The sequence below is a fragment of the Bartonella sp. LJL80 genome, from assembly GCF_054871565.1.
The window spans coordinates 747623-770724 of record NZ_JBTXLM010000001.1 but is presented as its reverse complement, the minus strand read 5'-3'; the positions used below and the strand labels follow the sequence as shown (position 1 = coordinate 770724).

The 23102-nt window shown below is 50.1% G+C and carries 24 protein-coding genes; 12 read left to right on the top strand and 12 right to left on the bottom strand.

The genetic code is table 11. The annotated features are described in order from the left end of the window. Positions 1-26: 26 nt before the first annotated feature. From ACYSNS_RS03465 to ACYSNS_RS03450, 4 genes are all read left to right on the top strand, one after another. Positions 27-512 carry a hypothetical protein gene (locus ACYSNS_RS03465; protein WP_461721720.1) on the top strand — a complete coding sequence of 162 codons (486 nt, stop codon included), beginning with the start codon at positions 27-29 and terminating at the stop codon, positions 510-512. Between the two features lie 6 nt (positions 513-518). Next, positions 519-1013, top strand: a complete 495-nt coding sequence (locus ACYSNS_RS03460) for a hypothetical protein (RefSeq protein ID WP_461721719.1) — start codon at positions 519-521, stop codon at positions 1011-1013. 61 nt (positions 1014-1074) lie between these two features. Beyond that, positions 1075-1521, top strand: a complete 447-nt coding sequence (locus tag ACYSNS_RS03455) for a hypothetical protein (protein ID WP_461721718.1) — start codon at positions 1075-1077, stop codon at positions 1519-1521. Continuing rightward, on the top strand, positions 1521-2876 hold the full coding sequence (locus ACYSNS_RS03450; RefSeq protein WP_461721717.1) for a hypothetical protein: 1356 nt from the start codon (positions 1521-1523) through the stop codon (positions 2874-2876). The genes ACYSNS_RS03455 and ACYSNS_RS03450 overlap by 1 nt, the downstream gene beginning before the upstream one ends. Before the next feature lie 129 nt (positions 2877-3005). On the opposite strand, the gene ACYSNS_RS03445 is transcribed toward ACYSNS_RS03450, so the two are convergent. After that, positions 3006-3503, bottom strand: a complete 498-nt coding sequence (locus ACYSNS_RS03445; protein ID WP_461721716.1) for a pyridoxamine 5'-phosphate oxidase family protein — start codon at positions 3501-3503, stop codon at positions 3006-3008. A gap of 180 nt (positions 3504-3683) precedes the next feature. Here ACYSNS_RS03445 and ACYSNS_RS03440 point away from each other — a divergent pair, with 180 nt between their 5' ends. Next, positions 3684-4874, top strand: a complete 1191-nt coding sequence (locus ACYSNS_RS03440; RefSeq protein ID WP_461721715.1) for a hypothetical protein — start codon at positions 3684-3686, stop codon at positions 4872-4874. Positions 4875-4877: 3 nt separating this feature from the next. On the opposite strand, the gene ACYSNS_RS03435 is transcribed toward ACYSNS_RS03440, so the two are convergent. The 4 genes from ACYSNS_RS03435 to ACYSNS_RS03420 form a co-directional block, all read right to left on the bottom strand. Further along, positions 4878-5246 (bottom strand): hypothetical protein, encoded by a 369-nt coding sequence (locus tag ACYSNS_RS03435; RefSeq protein WP_461721714.1) that lies wholly within the window; start codon positions 5244-5246, stop codon positions 4878-4880. 254 nt (positions 5247-5500) lie between these two features. Continuing rightward, on the bottom strand, positions 5501-6001 hold the full coding sequence (locus ACYSNS_RS03430) for a DUF992 domain-containing protein (protein ID WP_461721713.1): 501 nt from the start codon (positions 5999-6001) through the stop codon (positions 5501-5503). 416 nt (positions 6002-6417) lie between these two features. Beyond that, positions 6418-6957, bottom strand: a complete 540-nt coding sequence (locus ACYSNS_RS03425) for a hypothetical protein (protein WP_461721712.1) — start codon at positions 6955-6957, stop codon at positions 6418-6420. A 163-nt stretch (positions 6958-7120) separates the two neighbouring features. Continuing rightward, entirely contained in the window at positions 7121-8041 is a 921-nt protein-coding gene (locus ACYSNS_RS03420; protein WP_461721711.1) for a DMT family transporter, read from the bottom strand. A gap of 346 nt (positions 8042-8387) precedes the next feature. Here ACYSNS_RS03420 and ACYSNS_RS03415 point away from each other — a divergent pair, with 346 nt between their 5' ends. Next, complete coding sequence (locus ACYSNS_RS03415) at positions 8388-9005, top strand: hypothetical protein (RefSeq protein ID WP_461721710.1); 618 nt, start codon at positions 8388-8390, stop codon at positions 9003-9005. A gap of 185 nt (positions 9006-9190) precedes the next feature. Here the strand turns inward: ACYSNS_RS03415 and ACYSNS_RS03410 are convergent, their stop codons facing one another. Beyond that, positions 9191-9778, bottom strand: coding sequence for a transglycosylase SLT domain-containing protein (locus ACYSNS_RS03410; protein ID WP_461721709.1), 588 nt, complete (start codon positions 9776-9778; stop codon positions 9191-9193). A 218-nt stretch (positions 9779-9996) separates the two neighbouring features. On the opposite strand from ACYSNS_RS03410, the gene ACYSNS_RS03405 reads away from it, so the two are divergent. Beyond that, the gene (locus ACYSNS_RS03405; protein ID WP_461721708.1) at positions 9997-12321 is read left to right on the top strand and encodes an autotransporter domain-containing protein; all 2325 of its coding nucleotides are present in this window, start codon (positions 9997-9999) and stop codon (positions 12319-12321) included. Between the two features lie 457 nt (positions 12322-12778). On the opposite strand, the gene ACYSNS_RS03400 is transcribed toward ACYSNS_RS03405, so the two are convergent. Then, positions 12779-13969: a DNA recombination protein RmuC gene (locus ACYSNS_RS03400; protein ID WP_461721707.1), complete on the bottom strand. Its 1191-nt coding sequence runs from the start codon at positions 13967-13969 to the stop codon at positions 12779-12781. Positions 13970-14069: 100 nt separating this feature from the next. On the opposite strand from ACYSNS_RS03400, the gene def reads away from it, so the two are divergent. The 3 genes from def to truA are packed head-to-tail and all read left to right on the top strand — an operon-like array spanning position 14070 to position 16274. Beyond that, the gene (gene def / locus ACYSNS_RS03395) at positions 14070-14600 is read left to right on the top strand and encodes a peptide deformylase (protein ID WP_461721706.1); all 531 of its coding nucleotides are present in this window, start codon (positions 14070-14072) and stop codon (positions 14598-14600) included. Further along, the gene (gene fmt / locus ACYSNS_RS03390) at positions 14600-15529 is read left to right on the top strand and encodes a methionyl-tRNA formyltransferase (RefSeq protein ID WP_461721705.1); all 930 of its coding nucleotides are present in this window, start codon (positions 14600-14602) and stop codon (positions 15527-15529) included. Before def ends, fmt begins: the two co-directional genes overlap by 1 nt. A gap of 1 nt (position 15530) precedes the next feature. Continuing rightward, on the top strand, positions 15531-16274 hold the full coding sequence (gene truA, locus ACYSNS_RS03385; RefSeq protein WP_461721704.1) for a tRNA pseudouridine(38-40) synthase TruA: 744 nt from the start codon (positions 15531-15533) through the stop codon (positions 16272-16274). A gap of 151 nt (positions 16275-16425) precedes the next feature. Here truA and ACYSNS_RS03380 read toward each other — a convergent pair whose 3' ends face one another. The 3 genes from ACYSNS_RS03380 to phoR form a co-directional block, all read right to left on the bottom strand. After that, positions 16426-16917 (bottom strand): GNAT family N-acetyltransferase, encoded by a 492-nt coding sequence (locus ACYSNS_RS03380; protein ID WP_461721703.1) that lies wholly within the window; start codon positions 16915-16917, stop codon positions 16426-16428. A gap of 267 nt (positions 16918-17184) precedes the next feature. Further along, positions 17185-17736 carry a hypothetical protein gene (locus tag ACYSNS_RS03375; protein ID WP_461721702.1) on the bottom strand — a complete coding sequence of 184 codons (552 nt, stop codon included), beginning with the start codon at positions 17734-17736 and terminating at the stop codon, positions 17185-17187. A 34-nt stretch (positions 17737-17770) separates the two neighbouring features. Next, entirely contained in the window at positions 17771-18979 is a 1209-nt protein-coding gene (gene phoR, locus ACYSNS_RS03370) for a phosphate regulon sensor histidine kinase PhoR (protein ID WP_461721701.1), read from the bottom strand. 207 nt (positions 18980-19186) lie between these two features. Here phoR and ppk2 point away from each other — a divergent pair, with 207 nt between their 5' ends. Together ppk2 and ACYSNS_RS03360 are read left to right on the top strand one after the other, a co-directional pair. After that, entirely contained in the window at positions 19187-20098 is a 912-nt protein-coding gene (gene ppk2, locus ACYSNS_RS03365; protein ID WP_461721700.1) for a polyphosphate kinase 2, read from the top strand. Between the two features lie 194 nt (positions 20099-20292). Further along, positions 20293-21159: a transporter substrate-binding domain-containing protein gene (locus ACYSNS_RS03360; RefSeq protein ID WP_461721900.1), complete on the top strand. Its 867-nt coding sequence runs from the start codon at positions 20293-20295 to the stop codon at positions 21157-21159. 89 nt (positions 21160-21248) lie between these two features. Here the strand turns inward: ACYSNS_RS03360 and ACYSNS_RS03355 are convergent, their stop codons facing one another. Continuing rightward, positions 21249-22268, bottom strand: coding sequence for an NADP-dependent oxidoreductase (locus ACYSNS_RS03355; protein WP_461721699.1), 1020 nt, complete (start codon positions 22266-22268; stop codon positions 21249-21251). Between the two features lie 93 nt (positions 22269-22361). Next, positions 22362-22985: a trimeric intracellular cation channel family protein gene (locus ACYSNS_RS03350; RefSeq protein ID WP_461721698.1), complete on the bottom strand. Its 624-nt coding sequence runs from the start codon at positions 22983-22985 to the stop codon at positions 22362-22364. Between the last annotated feature and the right edge of the window lie 117 nt (positions 22986-23102).

Sequence of the window (23102 nt, the reverse complement as noted above, 5' to 3'; positions counted from 1 at the left end):
GGTGTCAATTTATTTTTAGGATTGTTATGCCAGACCCGAGCAGAAAACCTCTTTACAGCCACCCGATGCGCGGGCTTGGCATTGTTGCGATTTTTTTGGCACTGGGCCCCGCGGTACAAACCATTGTCGGCACCTATCTGTTCCACCATTGGGTGGGGGGCGCAAACCTCTTGGTTGAGATATTCGATGTATTGAGCAAGGAAGCCTGGCCGCGAATTTTGCCGGGCTATTCCTATTATATGCCGTCGGTTTTCCTCAGCGGTATTGTTTGTTCACTGCCGCCATCACGCGGGGAAGGCCTGTCGCTTTCCGGCTCTATCTGGCGCACCATTCTGGTCAGCCTGTGCGTGGAAGTGTTCTATCTTCTGATGTCGCAACCCTATATGCAAAACGTCGCGGGTGAAAACATTGTGCGCAGCCTGTTCTTCGGTTTGATCCAATGGATCGGGGTGGGCTGGATCTGTTGGATTTTAGCAACCGGTTTCCGGCTGGACAAGCCGGTTGTGGATTAGGCGTCGATGTTAAAGCAGCCAAGAAAAGCTTTGATTGCTCTGCTGGTTTATATGGCCATGGGGCCGATCATCACTTTTCTTTTAATTGGTCTTGGCGACATCCTGTTGCCCCTCGATGCCCCAGCCGCCAATCCCGATACGATAGCAGCCCGCTTCCAGAAGTTTATCAACGGGCCGGTCGAAAGCTATCCAAGTCTGGCTTATGCGGCTTTTCTTCCCTTCATGACAATCCTTGGCATTATAGTGGCCTTGCGAGCCATGCAAAATAAGGGCGTATCTTTGCGCTTTTCGATAGCGGGCGCTTTATGCCTGTGGCTGGCTCTGGCTATTTTCAGCATCCTGTTTGCGCCGGATGGAAAAGATTATATTTCGCCTACAATGTTGGTCGATTTGTTTGTATGGATTGTGACATCGGCAGTATGCTGGAATTTTCTACGTCTATTTCATGCCCACACGCCTGCATCGGCTTTAACGCAACCCCATCAAAGTGGAGACGCCTAAGTTGCAAAGGGAACACCTGCCCCGCCTGCGCAACACCGGCTGACAATCAATTGAGGACTTTATGAACGGAAGAAAAGCTGCATGGAAGCGCGCGATCACAATGTTGATCGTGGTGTTTATTATCACAGGGCCGCTCTATGTCTTCGCAACCTATCTGGTATCGACATATAATACGGTGGGACAGGTCAGGTTGGAAACATTGCCGTCTGTGCTGACCTATTTTGTTGGCCGTTTTTCACCGGAGGCCTATCTGGCTTCTTATCGGTTCCACTTTGGCCCAAGCTTTGTCAGCGCTCTTGTCCTTGCCGTTATGGCGGCATGGAACGTCTATCTGAGTTTTTTCAAGACCGTGCTTACATTGCTTGTTGTACTTGCCATTTGCACATGGATCGAGGCGACATCGCGCTTTTTTGATATTCTCGCTATAGTCTGGCCTATTTGGTTGATCGCCTGCATTCTTGTCTGGTTTGTGCTGGCTTTATGCCGACTTACGAAAAAAGCGGTATAATGGCAGGACACGCAACAGGGCCGCAACCAGAGGCAAGTTTCTGGAAAGCACGTCTGTTACAGGCAATCCTTGTCGGGATTTCCGGCATGGTTGTTTTACCAAGCTTATGGGCGTTTTTCTTCCTGACCTTCGGTGGCTGGTTCCAGACCCTCGGATTTTCCCTGGCAACCGCTTTTTTCAAACCCTATCAGATTTATCCTCCAAGTTTTTTAACTGCTTGCGTCATCGTGGTTTTAACGGCATTGCGCAGTGCCAGCTGGGGCAGTGTTTCGCTACGCTTCTGCCTGATTGCATCATTGGTGGCTGCCATAGGTTTTGATGCCGGCTTGCGTATTCTCATATCCATCTGGCCACAGAAAATGGCCGACCTCGGATTGGCAAATGAGGCTTTCTTCTACTGGGTCGGTGCATGGTTTTTTGCAGGGGGATTATATTGGTGTGTTCTGGCATTAAGCGGACTGAGCAAACGCTATAAAGCGGATGAACGTGTGCGGCTGAGCGATGCTGCAAAGGTGACATTGGTTTTTGCCATATTCGGCCCTATGCTCTATGCCATAGCGACATTATGGCTGATGTTGGGTGCCGAACTGGCATTTCTGGCAGCGCAGGGCCCGCTTTCGGGCGACATCAACACTGCCGGTTTGATGCTGACTACGCTGATTGTTTTTTCTGCCGTACGCAAGCTGCGTCTGGAAGGCAGCCTGTCGTGGATTTGGCTGCTCACGGTCAGCATTGCTATCGCGTTATGTTTCTGGATTGTGGATAGTCTGGCTGTTTCTAAAGCCGACTGGCAAAAAACCGGAATGCATCACCTCGGTGTCTATCTTGCAACAGCCATAAGCCTTACGGTTTTCGGTGGGGGGCTTTTACGTATGATGGGTGTTTCATTTCGTGGGCACCGTATGGACACATGCATCCGTCCTTCCCCCCTTTTGGCTAGCGGTTCCTTGCGGGCATTTGCACCCTTTGCTGCCATCATCATCTGCATTGTTGCACCGCCCATCTGGCAATGCGGTGTTATTTTATGGCGCGCCTTGTTATTTGCACTGCCACCCGTGACATTTTTTACGGCCAACCTATCTTTGGCCTATATGCATGCAGGCGTTATTTTTGGTCTCTTCACACTGGCGCTGTGCCTTTGGCATCGATCTATCAATTTTACTTGGATGTTCGGTGCGGCCCTTGCAACGTCACTTTGCAGCATATTCCTTCCGACATCCTATCTCGGTATCAGCTTTGGCTTTTTTTATGATCATATCGGCTGGTCTATGTTGTTGTTAGCACCTGCTGCGATGGCAAGCTGGTATGTGCTTTCCTGCTGTAAATATGTACGATTCGGCAGTCGAACAAAATAAAAGCGCCCTGAGGGACGCTTTTTGAAAAAATTCATGGTCGGGGCAAAATATGTAAACGCACCCGAATTGATCACGGTAAGACCGATCAGAGCGGTGATCTGCTGGGATCAGACCGACGCTCTAAATAAATCAAGCCAAATTGACATGTCCGGTCTCGCCCATATCGGGGCGATGATCGCTTACAGCCGCAAGTGCCATTTTGAAAAGCGAACCGAGCTTGCCCGGGCCATCCCAATATTCCGCACTTTGCGGTGCAACCTTGATGACACGGATTTTGGGATCCTCCGGATCATTCCACCAAGCCTTTGCCGGTGTGCCCCAGAGGTCGTGTATTTTCGCGCGGTCATTTTGAACCTGCGCTTTACCCATCACGCAAACGTATTTCTGGCTTCCCGTATCGGCAAAACACAAGCAGACGTCATCGTGCTGTTCTATCTCGTCGATCTTGTCGCCGGTATTATCAGTAAGGAAGTATATATAGCCATCCTGTTTGTCGACATATGCCGCCATGGGGCGGGCATGCATCATTTCACCATGGCGTGTGGTAAACATACAAAATCGGACTTTTTCAATCAGATCCCAAACATGCTTCTGCTCGTCGGTTTTCTGGTCTATATGCGTTGCCATTTTACGTTCCTTTTCAAATCTTCTGAAAGTTACAACTATTTTGCGCGGGCTTCGTTCCATTTCTGGTATCAAACAGCTCTACGACTGGTATCAAAAGGATAGCGCAGGCTTAGCGTTGCGCGTGACCAAGCGCAGTGGTAGGATCGGACAAGGTTATTCTATTCCTCAAGCGGTGTATTCATGATGAAATCAGTTGTTGCTGCCTTTTTTTTATCGCTTGTTTTGCCGCTCTATGCTGTTGCGGAAGAGGATAACACAGCGCATCAACCCCATGATGCAGTAGCAGCGCAAACCACCCAGGCAGAATCGGAAGCCGATATCGCCAATCCGCCTGACGGCGCGATGCAATTTTCACTTATCAACAATGATAAAGGCTGCGCCAGCTGTCGGTGGATCAGCGCACAAGGCGATATCACGCCCGAGACACCCGCAGCATTCAGCCGTTTTATGGCCGACAATCATTTGGATAATGTTGCGAGCTACCAAAGCGGACTGACGCTGGCACTTCATTCCAATGGTGGCGATATTTTGGCTGCAATAGCCCTTGGCCGCGATATCCGCCGCCGCGGGCTTGATACCACGATCGAACAAGTGGCGGCGGAACCTGACAAAGAGGACAAGACATCAAAAACCAAGGCCTCTGGCATGTGTAAGGAAGCTTGCCTATGGGCATTTTTTGGCGGCCGGGCACGCAATGCCGATAGTGGTGTGCTTGAAATGCGCACATACCGGCCACCTCTTGACGAAGCAGGCACCACATCGGGACAGGAAGTGGATGTGCGCAAACAGCAATTGGCCGATATCGCCTATATTTCCGACTATGCACGCGAAATGGGTTTTGATCCGGCTATTGCCTTCATCGATTGGGAACATGCGGATCCGCACATCTATACCGAACAGGAAAAAACCACTTTCAGGTTAGGATTTTCACCCGATATGATTGGCCGATGGCAGCTTGTTCCGGCAGACAATGCGCTTTCGGCTGTGGCTTTGAGTGATGACCAAAAAACCACGGCACGTCTTTACTGCGATATGCATAAAACCACCTTTCTAGAAATCAGCGGGCCGACCCGCTACGATGCGGCAAGCTTCGACAATTATCGCCAGGCCGCCACAAAAATGGATCTTTGGGGAATGGGGATTCCCATCACCGATCTACAATTCAATTATTCAGAAGGACGTATTGTCTATTCATTAAAATTGCCAAAAACACCGCCCCAGAATTGGCGTGTTGATGCGCCCTACCTTAATGGAATTCAAGTACCACAAGACCTGAAGGGGGCTATTCAGCTACAGTTTTCAGATATGGCAGGTTTAAAACAGGCGGCGCAATTTGTCGTTCAAAATTGCCCACGCAAACAGCGCCGGTAGAGATTATTTCATCAGCCGGAAAAGTACCTTCAAAACCGCGAAGGGTAAAAAAGCGGCGAGCAGAAAAAACACAATACATGCGGGCATGAAAGATAAGGTTGTCATCAGACCACTATGATGACCACCAGAAATAGGCGATGTTGAGAAGATGTCTGCGAGTGTCGTCATGTGCCCGACACCGCTTTTAATATAGGCTGCAAAATCATGCAGGCCGTAAAAAGCGGCGGCGATGAAAAACGGTACACAAACAATCAATGCAATCATGCACGCGGTATTTTCAGCCCTGTCGCGGCGCTGGAGATCCATATCCTCGTCACCGTAAACAACTGGATGAATGAGATTATGCTCGTGATACATATCCAATTTCGCCATGACCAACACCCTCGCAAATTCTATTTGCTTAATATAGTTTCTCAAGCTTGCGCGAGGGTTGTGGGATAGTTTCTGCCAAAGTGGTCTTTGAGGTACAGAACAGATGGCTGACTGGTCGAATGAATTGTATTTATACTTTGATATTATCAAACAAAATATGAGTTTAAGGCAGCCATGCTGTTTTGATCTCTTGTAATTGTCTGATGACTATTCCAACGCCACTCTTGAACCAACGCGCGATTTCCAACACGCGTTCAACGTCGCTCGTAAGCGGACGTCAGTGTCATTTTCGATACGCCGAGCGCGAGATTGACACCTTCATGCACATCAATACTCAAAGGTTGTAATGTCCAGCCTTCTACCGGGCCGAAACCGAGAAGTTGGCTCCCTACACCGGCAGCAAACCCAATGCTTGACCCCACACCATGATAGGTACCAGCTAAAGCGCCAGACATTTGCGGCTGGCGGGAACTGGCAAGCACGGACCAAACCATCTTGGTGCGTCCTGTGATACCAAGGTCCAAGCCATAATTATCAATTCGCCCAAGATAATGGTCCTGCTGCGCGCGTCCACCCAATGGCTTGAAACGACATTCCAACGCTTTGGCCGACGTAAAGATTTTTCCTAATCCGCCATCGCTATCACAAATAAGGGTTCCCGCGACGATGCCTCCCGCATCGGCCCTCGCCTGTCCACCCAGCATCGCTCCGAGAACCAGTACCAAACCCACTGCATATTTTTGTTTGTCACGCATGACGATCGCTCCTTTTATATCAGGGTAATCCACAAAATCCGGTAAGGTTCCCGGTTGGCGTTCCGCCTGCCAAGACAATACCGCTCTTAAAGCGGTTCCCGATTGATGTGAAACATCAATCGGATAAGATACCGCGACAAATCAAAAACTTGAGACGCTCCGGCCGGATAGCATCAGGTCAAAAAGCGCTCTAATATGCAAGACGTACGGTGAAAACACTAGCTTCGGAAGCACAAAAAAAAACCGGCCTGAAAGGCCGGGACTGGAGAGGTCGAAATTTGCTTCTCGAGTGGCGATTAACAAATCATTCTGCCTGTTCGCACCGCCACTCGAAAGTTGTTTTAATCCAAAAGCAGGATTTAGAGCGCGTCCTCACTTCAATGTTTGGCGTGACGCGCCATCATCCAGCTTCAGCATTAAGGCTTGGGATGTTCTTTAGGTGCATCCGGACCGCCATGTGCCGGACCATGGGGATGCTTGCCATATTCTTCCATCTTCTTAAGCTGTTCCGCGTCAAGCACCTTACGCAATTCTTCAGCGGCGGTTTTGAACTTCGCCGCCTTTTCAGCACGCTCGATGGTCATATCGGCCATACGCTCACCGAAAATGGGTTTGTTTTTCGCCTCTGCTGCAGCTTCTTCAGGCTTGGGAGGTGTCATATCCGTCATATCGACGAAACTGGATGTATATTTACGCCAAGCGTCGAGCTGGTCCGAACGGATACCGACAGCAGTTTCCATCGCAGAAAGCTTTTCCGCCATGCGCATGCCGCTATGCTTGCCGTGCGGGCCTTTCTTATGCTCAGGGCCTTTATGACCTGGACCCTTTTCATGTGGAGGTTTTGGCTTATGCTCGCCGTGGGCTGGTGGTGGTGTCGGTTCTGCCATTGCACTTGATGCAAGCAGAGGCGCAACCATGGATGATGCCAGAACAGATGCGAGAATAAATTTTTTCATGTCAAAACTCCAGATACTGTGAGGGTCTCTACCGACCACAAAGCAAAACATTTTGCTTGGAGTTTAATTTGGGCACCGAAAAAGGCAGGAATGCGGTGAAAAGGTGCCAATTCTGCGAAGTTTAATTAAATCTTCGCAAGGTTTGGCACCTCGTGCTTATTATTTATTGTTTAATATTGGCCACATCTTCATCGGGCACTTCGTTGTCGACAACGCGTTTGCGGTGGAAGATAAACAACCCCGCAATAACGATGATAGCTGCGCCCACGACAATATAAGGGTCGGGATAATTCCCGAAAAACACAATGCCGAAAATAATGCCCCATAGAAGCAATGTATATTGCAACGGCGCCAGAACCGATGCCGGTGCCATTTTCAAGGAACGGGAAATAAGCAAATGGGCCGAGCAGGAAACGATGCCGAGCAATGCCATGGCACCCCATTGGGTCAAAGTCGGGTCTTTCCATTGATGGATGGTCAATACAAGGCCGACAACCAGCGCGCCGAATGTTTGCCATGTCACCAGAACCGTGTCGCTGATATCTTTCAAAACGCGGCTGAAAACAATCACCAAGGCAAAACCCATACTGCCGAGAATCGCAAAAACCGATGGCCATGAGAGCATGGCCGTGGAAGGCCGCAATGCAATGATAACGCCGATAAAACCGACCATAATGGCAAGCCAACGACGCCAGCCGATTCTTTCTCCTAAAAAGAAGTGGGACACCGCAGCAACATATATCGGCGCTGCCATGTAGAATGTTAAAACATCCGCCAGTGGCAAATAGGCGACTGCGGCATAGAACAGACCGGTATCCATTGTGGCACAAACCACACGGATGAAAATCAAAACCGGTTTTTTAGGCCTGAACAGGGCCTTGGCGCTTACTGTGGTCAGCATCGGGCCTAAGACCAGAAAGGCCCCGACGGAGCGCAACAGCAAAACTTGCCCGACCGAAAAAGAAACGACCAGCCATTTGCCCATTGCATCATTGGCGGCAAACATAAAGTCGCCCAGGAGCATCAAAAGAATACCGAAGAAAACTGCCCGGTCGGATAATTTTATAGATTTAAGCCAATTCATCTGAAAGGCCCTTCGCCATTGGTTTTATGCATGGCGATTCACGCCGGTTCAGCCTTCGAGATTTACAGAATTATAAGCCTTTGTCCATGCCTTTCATCGGCCACAACAATCGGGTGGCAATTGAAAAAGAAACGTGTCTATTTTCCTTGCTGTCGGGATAGCGGCTTGCTGCGCAATAACGCAAAAATCGTGCCCGACAAAAGCATCCGGTTTGAGCCTGCGACGATAAAGCGATAGCTAATAGGCTCATTCAGGCCTATAAGAGTTGGCCTGTAACAAGGATTTTATCACACTGCAATCAACATACCGGCATGAGGTTTTGTCTTCATGCACGCCGGAGTATCAAATGGTCGACCGCAAATTAGAAGAAACCCACCTGATCAGCGACGTAAAGCTGCCGAATGACAGAAGAACGTTGGAAGCCATGGCCGAGGGCGCCAATGGCACTTTCACCGTTTGGGAGGGGGGATTTTTCATTCCTGCAGCTTTTTTTGTCCTTGGCGTTGCGCTATTGGGGACGGCATATCAGAACTTGATGATCGGCAAAATGATGACGGTTGCCATTTTGTGTGCCCTCGCCCTTTTGTTGTTTTTCATTCTTTTCCGCACGCTTATCAGACGACGCGTCCCATTCATGACGTTAACGCCTGAAGGTCTGGAAACAACGGTTTTTAAAACGCCGGTTCCGTGGCGCGGTATCGAAGACTTCCAGATCAATTCTTCCAAGAGCAATTCGATGAATATTGCTGTTGGAATGGAATTCGTTATTGCCGACCGGTATCTGCCGGAAGAAAATGAAAAATGCCGCGGCGGTTCCTATTATGATAAGCAGAAGAAGAAATTGATGATCTCCGGTTTCAATTTTCGCCTTGATACCAACCGCGATTCACTGATCCGCCAGATCAATGCCTATCGCAATGCGGCATTGGCACGCCACCGGCTGGAAATGAAAAAATATAAATAAGTACCTGTCTGCCCGATTTGGTCCAATATGAAGAAAGCGGCGCATTAGGGTAGTTTGCCCCGGCAGCCCCGTTTGTTTAACGGCGTATTAAGCGTAAGCCTTGAAATGCTCGCTGAAATTATCCGCAACTATCTCCAAAGCAGCCTATTGCATTAACAGGTGTCAAACAAATATCAAGCGGCGTATCAACGCCGCCCACATGCCCGCAACTGTTGGTCATAACGGCGCGCCATCTGGTCTGTACGCTGCGCACCTCTGGCACCAATGCCGCTTGCTTTGCCGCCACTGCGCGCATAAGCGCCGTGCCCCATATAATAATTGAGATAAAGCGCATAGGCATTATTGGGACTGACGCCATTGCGGCGCACACTTTCGCGATGATACCAACCGATAAAATCGGCAGCATCGGCAAAATTCGTGCGCTTGGCACCGCGATTGCCGGTCGCACGCACATAGTGGTCCCATGTCCCGTTAAGCGCCTGCGAATAGCCATAAGCGGTAGATTGGCGTTTCCACGGTATAAAGCCGAATAGTTTTGTACGCGGCGGGCGCGCATTATGACGATAACCGGATTCGGTATTCATCGTCGCCATGATAATCGGCATCGGAATACCATAGCGGGCCTCGGCCTTTTTAGCGGCCTTTTCCCAGTTATTGAAGAACCCGTCTTTCTGGTCAAGAACGGCGCAGACATTGTTTGTGCGTGTCGGGGGCTTTGTTGCACAACCACCCAGCATCACCACAAGCGCCACGAGAAACAAAATGCGCTTCATGATCAATACCTCTATTTTGACTGGGCAGGATATAGCGGGCGTCTTAACAGATTGTTAATTTCCGCGTTAACCATAATGCAAGCTTTTGGCGCTCGAGCCCCCATTTCAGGCCGTATTGTCCTTATCGGCAACCTTTTGTTTAGAGTTGGCGATGAACATGACGGGTAAAAATAAACTCTTTTTATCATTGTTGTGTTTTTCGAATAGGGGCATTTGAAATGAACGGCGTAAGTCGAAAAAGTCGCACGAATTGGCTTGGTGCAACCGCATTGGCCGGAAGTCTCAGTCTGGTATTCCTGGCGACTGCTGCACCATTACCTACACAGGCGCAGTCACTCTTTCTTTCTGGCGGCGGCGGCGGTGGCGGTGCTTTCAATAACCTTGGAGGTAACGGCGCCGGTGGCTTGGTCGCGTCACAAAGACCTGCAACAGAAGGTCAAGGGACTGCCGGAGCGGCACCCGAAGGTGGTCAAGGCGGAAAAGGCGGCTCGGATAGTCAAAACGGCCAAAATACTTTGAGCGAGCCTATCGATGGCGTTACAACTGTCACTGTCGGCAACGGCATTGATGGCACTAACGACAATTACGGTAGGGGTGGAAAAGGCGGCGATGTTGCCGCGACAGTGACGAAAGACATCACGGTTGAAAATTTGATTCTTGAAGCAGGTGCCGGTGGTGATTCTGGCACAGCATCGGGCGGCAGCACCGATCCAGTCGGTGTCGGCGGTATGGGCGGCGGTGTTCGTTTCGATGCGACCGGCCACGCGGTTACACTTAATCAAAGCCTGACTGTTTCAAGTGGTGCTTCAGGTAACGCAATTGCAGAAAAAAGCCGTGGTGGCACTGTCGAGTTTTATGCTGACAAATTGGTTGTTGGCGAGGATAAAAACGTCAATTTAACGCTCGAACAAAAAGATGGCGATTTCTATTTCCAAACCAAACAGCTCGATGCCACAAAAGGCAATCTATCCATTGATCTGCAAGGGACAAAAGCTTGGAGCAACAACAACAATAGAGGCGTCACCTTTGGCGAGCTCATGATGGGTATGGGCCGCAAGGTCAGCATTACCGGTGATGGCGCTTACACCCTTTCGGCACTGACTATTGGCGGCGAAGGGCAGAATTCTTTAACCGCAGCAGATTTTTCATCCGCGACGGATTTGAAATTCGGTAGCCAGTCGAAATTAACCTTTTATCTGCCGGAAGATATCGCCAATGGCGGCGTGATTCTGAACAATAGCGGTACTGGCAATATCATCGTTGACAATGCCGCTGTAGATTTACGTTTGGCAGGCACAGATTTGCGCCAGTTGCAGGCGGGCGACAGTATCAATCTGATACAAGGCAATGTGAGCGGCAACGCTGCGACAACTGCGCAAACTGTCAGCTATGGCGCAAAAGAATGGAATTTCCAGATCGCCACGCAAAACAAGAATCTAACTGCGTCTTTACCCGGCTCGACAACCGGCGGCGGCGACACTGGCACCGGCGCCAATGGCGGTAATGCCGGCGATCAAGGCAGCGGACAAGGCAATACCGGCAATCCGGGCGGTCTTATTGGCAGGGATGACGGCAATGGCAACATCTACACCGATAATTATGGTGCGGTGACAATTAACCGCGACAAGGCGAAAGCCTATTTCCAGAGCAATGCAGCGGCACTTAACGCGATTAATTTCGGAGCCGATCAAATTGCATCCATTGATGATTATGTCTTGCCCATGGATATAAAGAAAATTGGCGAACCGGTTGAAGGTGTCGTCTTCCTGCAAGGCAGCGGCTTTAACCAGACGGTTGAAACCGGAAGTCACATTGAAAATGACGGCTACCACCTGATGGGCGGCGCCGGTATTCGCTATCATCAGGAACAGGGCAACCTTTTGGCTACGGTGTTTATAGAACATGGTGACGGCGACTATGATACCTACCATGCATCCATCCATGGGAAAGGCGACCTTAGCTATACCGGTGGCGGTGTTTATGCCAAACAAAGCTGGGACAATGGCTGGTTTTTGGATGGCTCGGCACGGGCCGGTCGCGTCAAACGCGACTTCTCAAGCTCCAGCATGGTGGACGGTGGCTTTGACGACAAAAGCTCGAACTATTACGGTTTCCATATTGGCGGCGGAAAGGCGGTTGAAATCTCAACCACCAATAAAGTCACCTTGAATGGTCGCTTGTTGTGGAGCGAAATTGAAGATTTCTCCACCACTTCGCATGCTGGTGAATATCTGGATTTTGATCAGGCACGTTCAGTACGCACCCATCTCGGCGCCCGCTATGAGCACCTGGTTACCGAGCAGGCCAAGCTTTACGCCGGTGCGGCGTGGGAGCAGGAGCTTGACGGGGAAACCGGTGGCAAGCTTGACGGCTTCAGCGTCGATAAACCAGACTTCAGCGGAGCCAGTGCGGTGTTTGAACTGGGTGGAAAGTTCGAAGCTGTACCCGGTATGCAAGGCTGGACGGCCAATGCCGGTGTTAAGGGCGTTGCCGGAAAACGTGAGGAAATTTCTGGAAAAGTCGGCTTGGGCTACCGCTGGTAATAAAGCAGCCGAACAATCGTCAAGATCCATGCATGTAGCATAGCAATATGCATGGATCAGGCTAAATATTGCTGCGTGTCGGTCAGGATTGCAAGCCGACACGCAAGTGCGCTTTTTCTCACAGCATTGCCGTTTTGGTGACCAGGCAAGACGAATACGCCTTAGAGCACGTTCGGTATTTGATGAACCAAATACGTGCTCTAAGTTTTTGGATTTTCCGCATTTTTTGTCCGATAGGAGTGGGATTGAGAAAACGATCCTTTGAATCGTTTTCCCCACGGATGCGCTTCACACTTTTCGGAAAAGGCTGAAGGCTGAAGAGTGAATCTGTTTTTATAGAGTCATGAATTAACTCTATCTCTTTGTTTTGGCGTGTTTTCCTGACACACAAGTCTATCAACGTTTGTTGAAAATATTCTTGGGTCAGGCCGATGTCGACACACTCTCGGCCAGGATTTCAGTCCTCATCAACAAGACGCAAGCGCGGCGCATTTTCTTCCGAGGCGGCCACGGCTGCTTCTGGCGCTTTTAAATCAAGTCCCTCAATACGTTCGCCGCGTCGCTTGACCTTTCCGGTCGAGACAAGAATATCGTCAATATCCTTGCCAGTTTGCTGGAAATGGGTTTGCAGTTTGCGGACACGGTCGTCGAGACGGCCGACATCTTCCATCAGTTTGCCAACTTCTGATTGGATGAGATGAGCCTGTTCGCGCATACGCGCATCTTTCATGATGGCTTGCACCACCTGTATCGACAACATCAGAAGCGAAGGTGAAACAATAATGACACGGGCGCGGTTGGCCTTTTGCACAACAGCTTCGAAATCTTCATGGATTGTCGCAAAAATGGATTCCGAAGGCACAAACATAAAAGCGGTGTCCTGTGTCTCACCCGCTATCAGATATTTTTGGGAAATATCTTTGATATGGATGTCGATATCGCTGCGAAATTGCCGCTCCGCTGCTTGACGTATTTCGGGGGAAGCCGCTTCACGCATGGCATTCCATGCTTCAAGCGGAAATTTTGCATCAATAACCAGCGAGGGTGCTTTATTGGGCATAAATACCACGCAATCCGGCCGATTGCCGTTGGAAAGCGTTGCTTGAAATGCATAAGCATTTTGCGGCAAGCCATCGGCAATAATCGCCTCCATGCGGCCTTGTCCGAATGCGCCGCGTGTTTGCTTATTGCTTAAGATAGCTTGCAGCTGCACCACCTGCCCTGCCAAGGATTGAATGTTGTTTTGGGCGGTATCGATAACCGCCAGCCTTTCCTGCAAGCGCGCCAGATTTTCGTGGGTGGATTTGGTTTGCGCGTTGATTGTCTGACCGAGATTACTTGTCATCCCGGTAAGCTGTTCGCGGATCGACTGGTTAAGCTCGGCCTGACGACGCCCGAAAATTTCGGCCATTGTCTGCATACGGCCTTGCATTTCGGCTTGGGTTTTCAGCAAGGCATTCATATGCATCTCCGCATCCCGCGCCCGTTCTGCGGTCTGGATTTCCAACATCGACCGGCGCCGGTTGCCGCTGAAAATTGCCAACACCATGATGATGACGAAGAACACAAGGACCGCCATCAATAGCCCCATGAGATCAACGGGCCATCCGGCAATGGTGAATAAAGGTTGCGAAGACGAATCAATCATGGCGAAAGCTTAAAGGTTTTCCTGCAACAAAGCGATCAAAACAAGAACAAAGATGCAATTCGACATTGACGGATAAGCAGTGATTGATTAACTCAGATTTATGTCGATAAAACCTTTAGTGATATTACCCGATCCCATTTTGCGCGAGGTTTCAAAACCTGTCGAGCGTATTGATGGTGCAATCAGGAAACTTGCCGATGATATGCTGGAAACCATGTATGACGCGCCCGGCGTCGGGTTGGCCGCAATCCAGATCGGTAAGCCGGTGCGCTTGCTGGTGATTGATGTTGCTGGAAAAGACGAGCCGAAGGCACCACAAGTCTTTATCAACCCCGAAATCGTCTGGTCATCAGATGAGCGCAATGTCTATGAGGAAGGATGCCTGTCCATTCCCGAATATTATGCCGAAGTGGAACGGCCGAAACGCGTCCGTGTCAGCTTTCTGGATCGCGATGGCACGAAGGCGGAATGCGAGGCCGATGATTTGCTGGCAACCTGTTTGCAGCATGAGATCGACCATCTCAACGGCGTATTGTTTATCGACCATATATCGAAGTTGAAACGCGATATGGTGATACGCAAATTCAAAAAACTGGCGAAAGAAAAAGCCAAAAGCGGGACGGTGCTCTAATGGCGTTGCGGCTTGCCTTCATGGGAACGCCGGATTTTTCAGTGCCTATCCTGCATGCTCTTAAAGGTGCCGGCCATGACATTGTGGCCGTCTACAGTCAACCGCCCCGCCCTGCGGGACGGCGCGGACTGGAATTGACCCCTTCGCCGGTGCAACTCGCCGCCCAGCAACTGAATATTCCTGTTCACACACCCAAAAGCCTGAAAAATGAGGACGAGCAACACAGTTTTACCGCCCTTGAACTGGATGCGGCTATCGTTGTGGCCTATGGGCTTTTATTGCCAAAAGCCATTCTGGATGCGCCAAAACATGGTTGCTTTAATGGCCATGCTTCGCTTTTGCCAAGGTGGCGTGGTGCTGCCCCGATACAGCGGGCGATCATGGCGGGCGACAATAAGACAGGCATGATGGTTATGAAGATGGACGAGGGGCTGGATACGGGGCCGGTTGCCCTTTCAAAATCTATTCCCATCACGGCGGAAATGACGGCTGGTGAACTCCATGATGCGCTTTCCCGCTTGGGTGCGGATCTGATGGTGGATGCGATGGCGCAACTTGAACGTGGCACCTTGTCCTTCACACCGCAATCGGAACATGGTGTGACCTATGCTGCCAAAATCAGCAAGGATGAAGCCCGTATCGATTGGTCGAAACCGGCTGCTTTTATACAAAAACAGATTTGCGGGCTTTCGCCGTTTCCGGGCAGTTGGTGCGAAATGGACATTGGTGGCAAGCGCGAGCGCGTAAAAATTCTTGGCGCAAAATTCGTTGAGGGCAAATCCCTCGGCATTGGTCATATTGATCCGCAAACGCTCACCGTCCACTGCGGAGATAATTGTGTTTCCATAACGCGTTTGCAGAAATCTGGCGGTAAAGCACTGGATTGTGACACATTTGTACGCGGTTTCCACGTTTCCGCGGTTTATTGACATGGCCCGTTTCAAACTGACGATTGAGTATGACGGCACGAATTACTCAGGCTGGCAGCGGCAGGACGGCCATCATACCGTGCAAGCTGCCATCGAACAGGCGATTTTTTGCTTTTGTGGTGAAGAATTGAGCATTACGACGGCGGGACGTACCGATGCAGGCGTTCACGCAACAGGTCAGGTGGCGCATGTCGATTTGGCGAAAGACTGGCGTAGCGATGTGGTGCGCGATGCCCTTAATGCCCATCTGGTGCAAAATCGGGAAACCGTTTCCATCTTGAAGGTAGAAAACGTTGCTGATGATTTCGATGCCCGTTTTTCTGCCCGCAAACGCCATTATCGCTTCATCATTCTCAATCGTCGCGCACCGGCTGCCATTCTTGCCAATCGCGTATGGTGGGTGCCAAAACCGCTTGATGCGCAAGCCATGCATGAAGCAGCGCAGCGCCTGCTGGGTCAACACGATTTCACAACCTTTCGCGCAACGCAGTGTCAGGCAAAAAGTCCAGTGCGCAGCATTGACCGGCTGGATGTGGTTCGTCGCGGTGATGAAATCGACTTTTATGCCAGCGCCCGTTCCTTTTTGCACAATCAAATCCGCTCCTTTGCGGGAAGCTTGATGGAAGTGGGTGTTGGACGTTGGACAGCAGACGACCTGCAAGCGGCGTTGGAAGCCAAAGACCGTAAACGTTGTGGTGTCGTGGCTCCGCCTTCCGGCCTATATCTGACACAAGTCGACTATTGAGCTATGGGATTCGGCCTGATTGTCGCCGGTTAGAGTGAATCCGTTTTGGATAGAGTCACGGATTCATTCCCACTCGTTATTTTATGGTATTTTCCGGACGAAAAAATCATGCAACTCTTTCTGGTAATACTGCACCGGAAAGACAACTCGGTTATTGCGGTTCGCTACATGTACCCTTGTCTGCCAGTGGTTGGCCTTGAAGGCGATAATACAACTTCTCCGGATCGGCGACAGCACCCAAATCATCATAGAGTTTGCGTGCAGCAGCATTTCCCCTGCCAGTCACCCAGTCGATACGCGAGAAGCCGCGCTTGATCGCCGAAGAAGCGACTGTCTGGATAAGGCGTCTGCCGATACCCTGATTGCGTTTTTCCTCGGCAACGAATAGTTCTTTCAAATAAAGGCCGCATGAAACGCCCGGACCGGGAAAAAGACAAAGCAATGCAAAACCGCATATATTGTCATCGAGATCGACTGCCACCCATAGCTCGAAAGAAACCGGCATATTTTGTAAGTCCGCGCATATCGTATCGTAGCTCTGCAACGGGATTTTATGGAATTGCTGAAGTGCTATGACTAAACGCGCAACACCATCCCGGTCGCTTTCGCGGTATAGTCGGCACGTTACGCTATCCAAAGCCATTAATTCACCCTTTCATGTTCAGCCCATATTGCGTCTATCGTTTATATGCTGGATGTCACCATTTTGGTGCATCAAAAAAAACTGCCCGGCCTGTTTTGCTGTTTGAACAGATCAATCAAAATCCCTTAAGCTATCAAACACGCCAATGCTTTTGCGATTCGTAAGGGTCACGCGTCTAAAAGACGCGCCATGCCAAGATCGACCAGGAGAATACTGTCGGGACATTGCTGCTCCCGACAGATGCTATATGCAGAAAATCCGGAAGACCTAATCGAAACGATAGGCTTGCACAGCGTTATAATTGGCGACCGCCTGTTGGAACCCCGAACTGTTTATAATTTTGTTCACTTCATCCTCACGAAAACCGCGATAGACCAAATTTCTATAAACGGTTGTTGCGCCATCGCCTTTTGCGCTAATCGCTGCAGGCACCTGCGCATTCGATGCTCTTTGACTATTTGCCCGGGTCTGCATGCCTTCTTGCAAAAGTTTCATCTCGTGGAATGGCAGCGGTATGCCATTAATGCTCAATGAAGGAATCTTGGACGACATTGGCATGTAACCTTCGGCCTTCCCTTTGGAGCGGAAATAGTTGCAATCATCTTGCGGTATAGTGACTTCTGCGGGTTTTGTTGTCCGACGATTTTGATTGATTTGGTCTGCCACGGTGCATTCCGATAGCATATAGGTAAATTGCAGTTTGGATAATTGCGCTTGCTTGATTTGCATTTCTGGCGAAAGCTGTTGCTTTGAACTACAACCTACCAGAGACAGAGAAACCGTAATAGCTAGTGATACATGAATGGCGACATGACGCATTGATAAACCCTCCCGACTTTCAATTCTCGCGCTCTTACGCGTTTATAATTGGAAGCGCAACGGTAAAACGAGCGCCTTTTCCCGGTTTGGATTGAATCGTCAGCCTGCCGCTATGATGTGTAAGGATGTGTTTGACAATGGCCAGCCCAAGACCGGTGCCTTTATGCGAGCGGCTTGCCTCCGCATTGACCCGATAAAACCTTTCCGTCAGGCGCGGAATATGCTCCTCAGCAATACCGGGGCCGAAATCACGCACCATGACAGCCACTTGTGCGGCATCGACATTGGCCCCAATTTCAACTTTGCCACCGGTTTGACCGTATTTACAGGCGTTTTCAATCAGGTTTTGGAAAAGCTGGATAAGATCATCACGGCGCCCGAAAACCTGTACCGGCAGCTTTGGCAGATCCAATGTCAGTTGAACACCCAATTGTTGTGAAAGCGGCGAGAGTGTCTCGACGACATGCGTTAGTACACCACGGATATCGACCGGCTCTGCACCATCAAGACCGCTTTTCATCTCTAATCTGGAAAGAGAAAGAAGATCGTCAATCAGACGCGACATCCGTTCAGCCTGCTCTTGCATGATAGACAGAAACTTGTCGCGCGCCGCCGCATCATCCTTGGCCGGACCACGGATTGTTTCGATAAAGCCACGCAATGACGTTAAAGGCGTGCGCAACTCATGGCTGGCATTGGCAATAAAATCCGACCGCATACGCTCCAACATGCGGGTTTCAGTCCGATCACGAAAGATGCATAAAGTATGGTTGCCGTCCAATGGCACAAACAGAACGATGAAGAAACGTTCGTTGTTTTTCTTGTCAAGATAATCCACCTTGACCGTCTGGCGCATTTGCAGGCATCTGCGCGCCGCATTGACAAGTTCGGGCGCGCGAAACCGCGTGATAAAATTTTGTCCAGCATTGACGCCGGAGAAAATTTCACCGGCCATTTTGTTCAAAAACACAATGTCGCTATTGCCATCGAGAAAAAACAAGCCGTCGGGAAGCGCATCGGCAAGTGCGTGTACGTCAAGCATGCTGTTATGCTCACTGGAGGGGGCGACGGGCTGGTTGAGCTGTCCGGTTGCTCCCTCAGGATCGACCGGTCTCTGCCACCAAAATGCCATACCGAATACCAGCAATGAAAGCGGTGCCGCAACCATTGCAGGAAGGAGCGCGATAGCACAAAGCACAATCAATCCGCCTGCCACACACCATAATAAGCGCTTGTTTTCCATTTTTATGTCCTTGCAGCAGAAATGCCGATTTTCTTTTTTACACGAGGCCCTATAATCGCGCTTGATTGGTTGCATGCAGCATAAAGCCAGTATGATAATTATTACAGTTTTTTTACAACTATATGACACGGCAAAATAGATGGATTGTATTGCGAAATTGATGAAACAATCTATAGCGATAGCATCTGGCCGATAAAGGGGACGATCGTGGCGACAAAACCGAAGAAAACGACGGTGGATAAAGACGGTGCGGGCATAAAGCTGACAATCGGCGGCAAGAAGCGCGTTTTCGACATCAATCAACCCAAAATCCCCGATTGGATAGAAAAGAATGCTCTCGCATCTGGCGGCTACCCTTATGACAAACGCATGCCACGTAAAGAGTATGAAGAAACATTGATAGCCTTGCAGATAGAGCTGGTGAAACTGCAGACATGGCTGCAACAAACCGGCGAGCGGGTCATCGCGCTGTTTGAAGGCCGAGATGCCGCGGGTAAAGGCGGCACCATCTTTACGCTGCGCCAATATATGAATCCGCGCTCGGCACGCAATGTTGCACTGCCCAAACCCGATGAAACCGAAGACGGGCAATGGTATTTCCAACGCTATGCCCGTCATTTTCCTACCCATGGTGAAATTGTCACCTTTGACCGCTCTTGGTATAATCGCGCCGGGGTTGAATCGGTGATGGGTTTTGCCAGCCCTGCCCAGGTAGAAAATTTTCTTGCTGAAGCACCGACATTCGAGCGGCTGCTTGTGTCCGACGGCATCCGGTTTTTCAAAATCTGGCTTGATATCGGGCAGGAAATGCAGCTCAAACGCTTTCATGACCGCCGCCACAGCCCGTTGAAACATTGGAAATATTCGAAGATGGACGAGGCGGGCATGGCTATGTGGGACGCCTACACCAAAGCGTCAGAACGTATGATTGAACGCACCCACTCGGCAATGGCTCCGTGGACAATCGTTAAGTCAAATGACAAAAGGCGTGCAAGGCTGGCGGTCATCCGAAGAATTTTGCTCTCCATTCCCTATGCCGACCGCGATATCAAAGCGATTGGACCGGAAGACGAAAAGATTATCGGAATAGGGCCGGAATTTCTCAGTCAAACCAGTTGAAGTGATGGTGAAATTGCGCAATGACTGAACCCGTGACGAGGCGATTGCGTGGCTGCCATGCAATCCGCTACAGCGACAGTTTTGCGATGTGGTCTATATGGAAAAAGACACGCCGTATCAGGTTTGACAAAGGCGATAGATTAAGGAGCTGATATATGTTGCACGCGTTTCGAGGAAAGCAACATATGTTGATCATGAAGATGCATTCTTTTGCCATTCTCTATCGACTATTTATCGCGGCGTTAATCGGCCTTGGCGTACTATCCGGCGCTTCTGCCCAATCGGCGAATAATCCTGGTCTGCCGCATTTTTTCGACAGTCAGGAACGATTGGACCGTCCCGATGTGACGACACTTACGCGGCTGCGTTTTCTCACCACTGTGGACTTTCCGCCTTTTAACTTTATCGATCAGACAGGCCGGCTTTCGGGCTATAATATCGACCTTTTACGGGCAATTTGCAGCGAATTGAAGCTTGAACAGATCTGTCAGGTGGAGGCTCTGCCGTGGGATGAGCTTGTTCCGCACCTACAAGCGCAGGGCGGTGAAGCCATCATTGCCGGTTTGAGGGAAACACCCGATACCGCAAAAAACCTTTCATTCACCCAAAGCTATTTGCGCTTTCCAGCGCGCTTTGTTGCAGCAAACAATATCGATCTTCAGGAACCGATCACTGAAAAATTACGGAAAATGAAAATCGGCATTGTACGCGGCAGCGCCCATGAAAAGCTGTTTGCCGCCTATTTTCCAAAGCTCAAATGGCAACCATTCGATAATGAGGACGCGTTGCGGGCTGCGTTGAAAGCCAAATCAATCGACCTCGCCTTTGGCGATGGTATGGGCTTTTCACTCTGGTTGAACGACAAACAATCGGAACATTGCTGTCATTTCGTCGGCAAGGCTTATCTCGCCCCGCAATTTCTGCAAAGCGGCATGCGCATTGCCGTGGCAAAGAACAATCCGCAACTTGTCTATGCGCTTGATTATGCCCTTAAGCAACTCGAGCGCAAAGGCAAGCTAACGGAATTATATCTGCGCTATTTTCCTGTCGGCTTTTACTGAAGCTTTCACAACTAAAGCCGCGAAACGCTAAGCAGGCGGCTTCTCGATGATATGAAACAGGCCTACAAGCAAAAGCGACAGAGTTTACGTTATAAACGTATGATCAGCTTGCCGAAATTTTTACCCTTTAACAAACCAAAGAAAGCCTCCGGCGCTTTGTCCAGCCCGTCCACAATATCCTCACGATAATGGATGCGCCCCTGAGCCAGCCAGTCTTGCGCTTCGGCAATAAACTCTTCTCGTTGGGCGATATATTCGCGCTGGATAAACCCACGCAGTGTCAAACTTTTGCGCAAAATATGGCTCATGAGTTCCGGCAACCTATCAATCGCCTGTCGGGATGCTTCCAAACCATTATATTGCGCGATCAAACCGCAAACCGGTATACGTGCAAAGTCGTTCAATAGGGGAAAGACGGCATTCCAAACCGCGCCGCCGACATTTTCGAAATAGACATCGATACCTTCGGGACAGGCTTTAGCCAGATGCTCCGAAAATGCATGATTTTTATGATCGATCATGACATCAAACCCAAGGATATCACGTCCGAAGGCACATTTTTCCATACCGCCGGCGATGCCCACGGTTTTGGCACCGGCAATCTTGGCAAGCTGCCCTACCATGGAACCGACCGGCCCGGTTGCCGCAGCCACAACCACCGTTTCACCCGCCTTCGGCTTGCCTATATTACGCAAACCGGCATAAGCCGTAAAACCGGGCATGCCCAAAACACCCAAAGCCGTTGTCAGCGGTGCTTTCCAATGGTTAAGCTTGACCAGGCTTTCACCTTCGGCAATGCTATGGCTTTGCCAGCCGCTATAGGACAGGACCTTGTCGCCGACTGCATAGTCAGCATGACGAGAGCCAATAACCTCAGCAACCGTTCCCCCTTCCATAACGTCACCAACAGCAACCGGCTTGGCATAGGAGGGGCCGTCATCCATACGACCGCGCATATAGGGGTCGAGTGACAGAAACAATATTTTCAACAGCACCTGCCCTTGTTGTAACCGGGGCAAGGTTACCTCTTCAAATGCAAAATTTTCTTCTACCGGCTGGCCTTTAGGACGGGATGCCAGAACAATTCGTTTTGAACGTATCGTTTCCATCGTTTCAATCCTTCCATACAAATTGCCTGAGAGGATGAACCGCTTGTCGGGTGCTGTCAATCAAGTTGCCCTGTCACGATTGCGGCATGACCGCTACTTTGGTCTGTTGGGTGTTTTCAACGTGACCGGTGGCAGATTGATCTGATAATGCATGGAGATAATGCGAATGGCCGTGCAAACGCCGATGGCGATCCAGATACTATAAGTGGGACTGATCAAACGGGTTGAACCCAAAAGCGCAATTGCCGACCCTACTATGGCAGCACTGGCGTAGATTTCCTTACTGAAAATGACCGGTGACCGACCCGTCAGCACATCACGCACACAACCACCGCCAACCGCGCTGACACAACCAAGAATAACCGCAATCTGGATATTGCCGGTGATCTGATACGCTTTGTCGGCGCCAAAAGCCGCAAAAAAACCAAGCCCTAAAGCATCAAGCCACAGTGTGGGCTTTTCCATTCTGATAATCAGCCCTTGGCAATAAATACCGATAATGATGGCAACGATAATGGCAATGAAATATTCCGCGTTGATAAGGCCGGCAGGCGGTGTGGCACCGATACAGACATCGCGGATAATACCGCCCCCACAGGCAGTCACCGTCGCCACCACGAATACACCGAAAATATCGAACCCGCGACGAATGCCCGCACTTGTACCGCTCAGCGCAAAAACAAACGTACCAATGACATCAATCCAGTGAAGCAGCATATTTTTATCCAAACACACAATGAAACAGATAGGCCAAAGGCATAACGTCAATAAACAGAAGTTCGGCTTATTGCAAACAGCGCATTGCAAAGACTGCAACCTTTGTTTGCGTTCCTG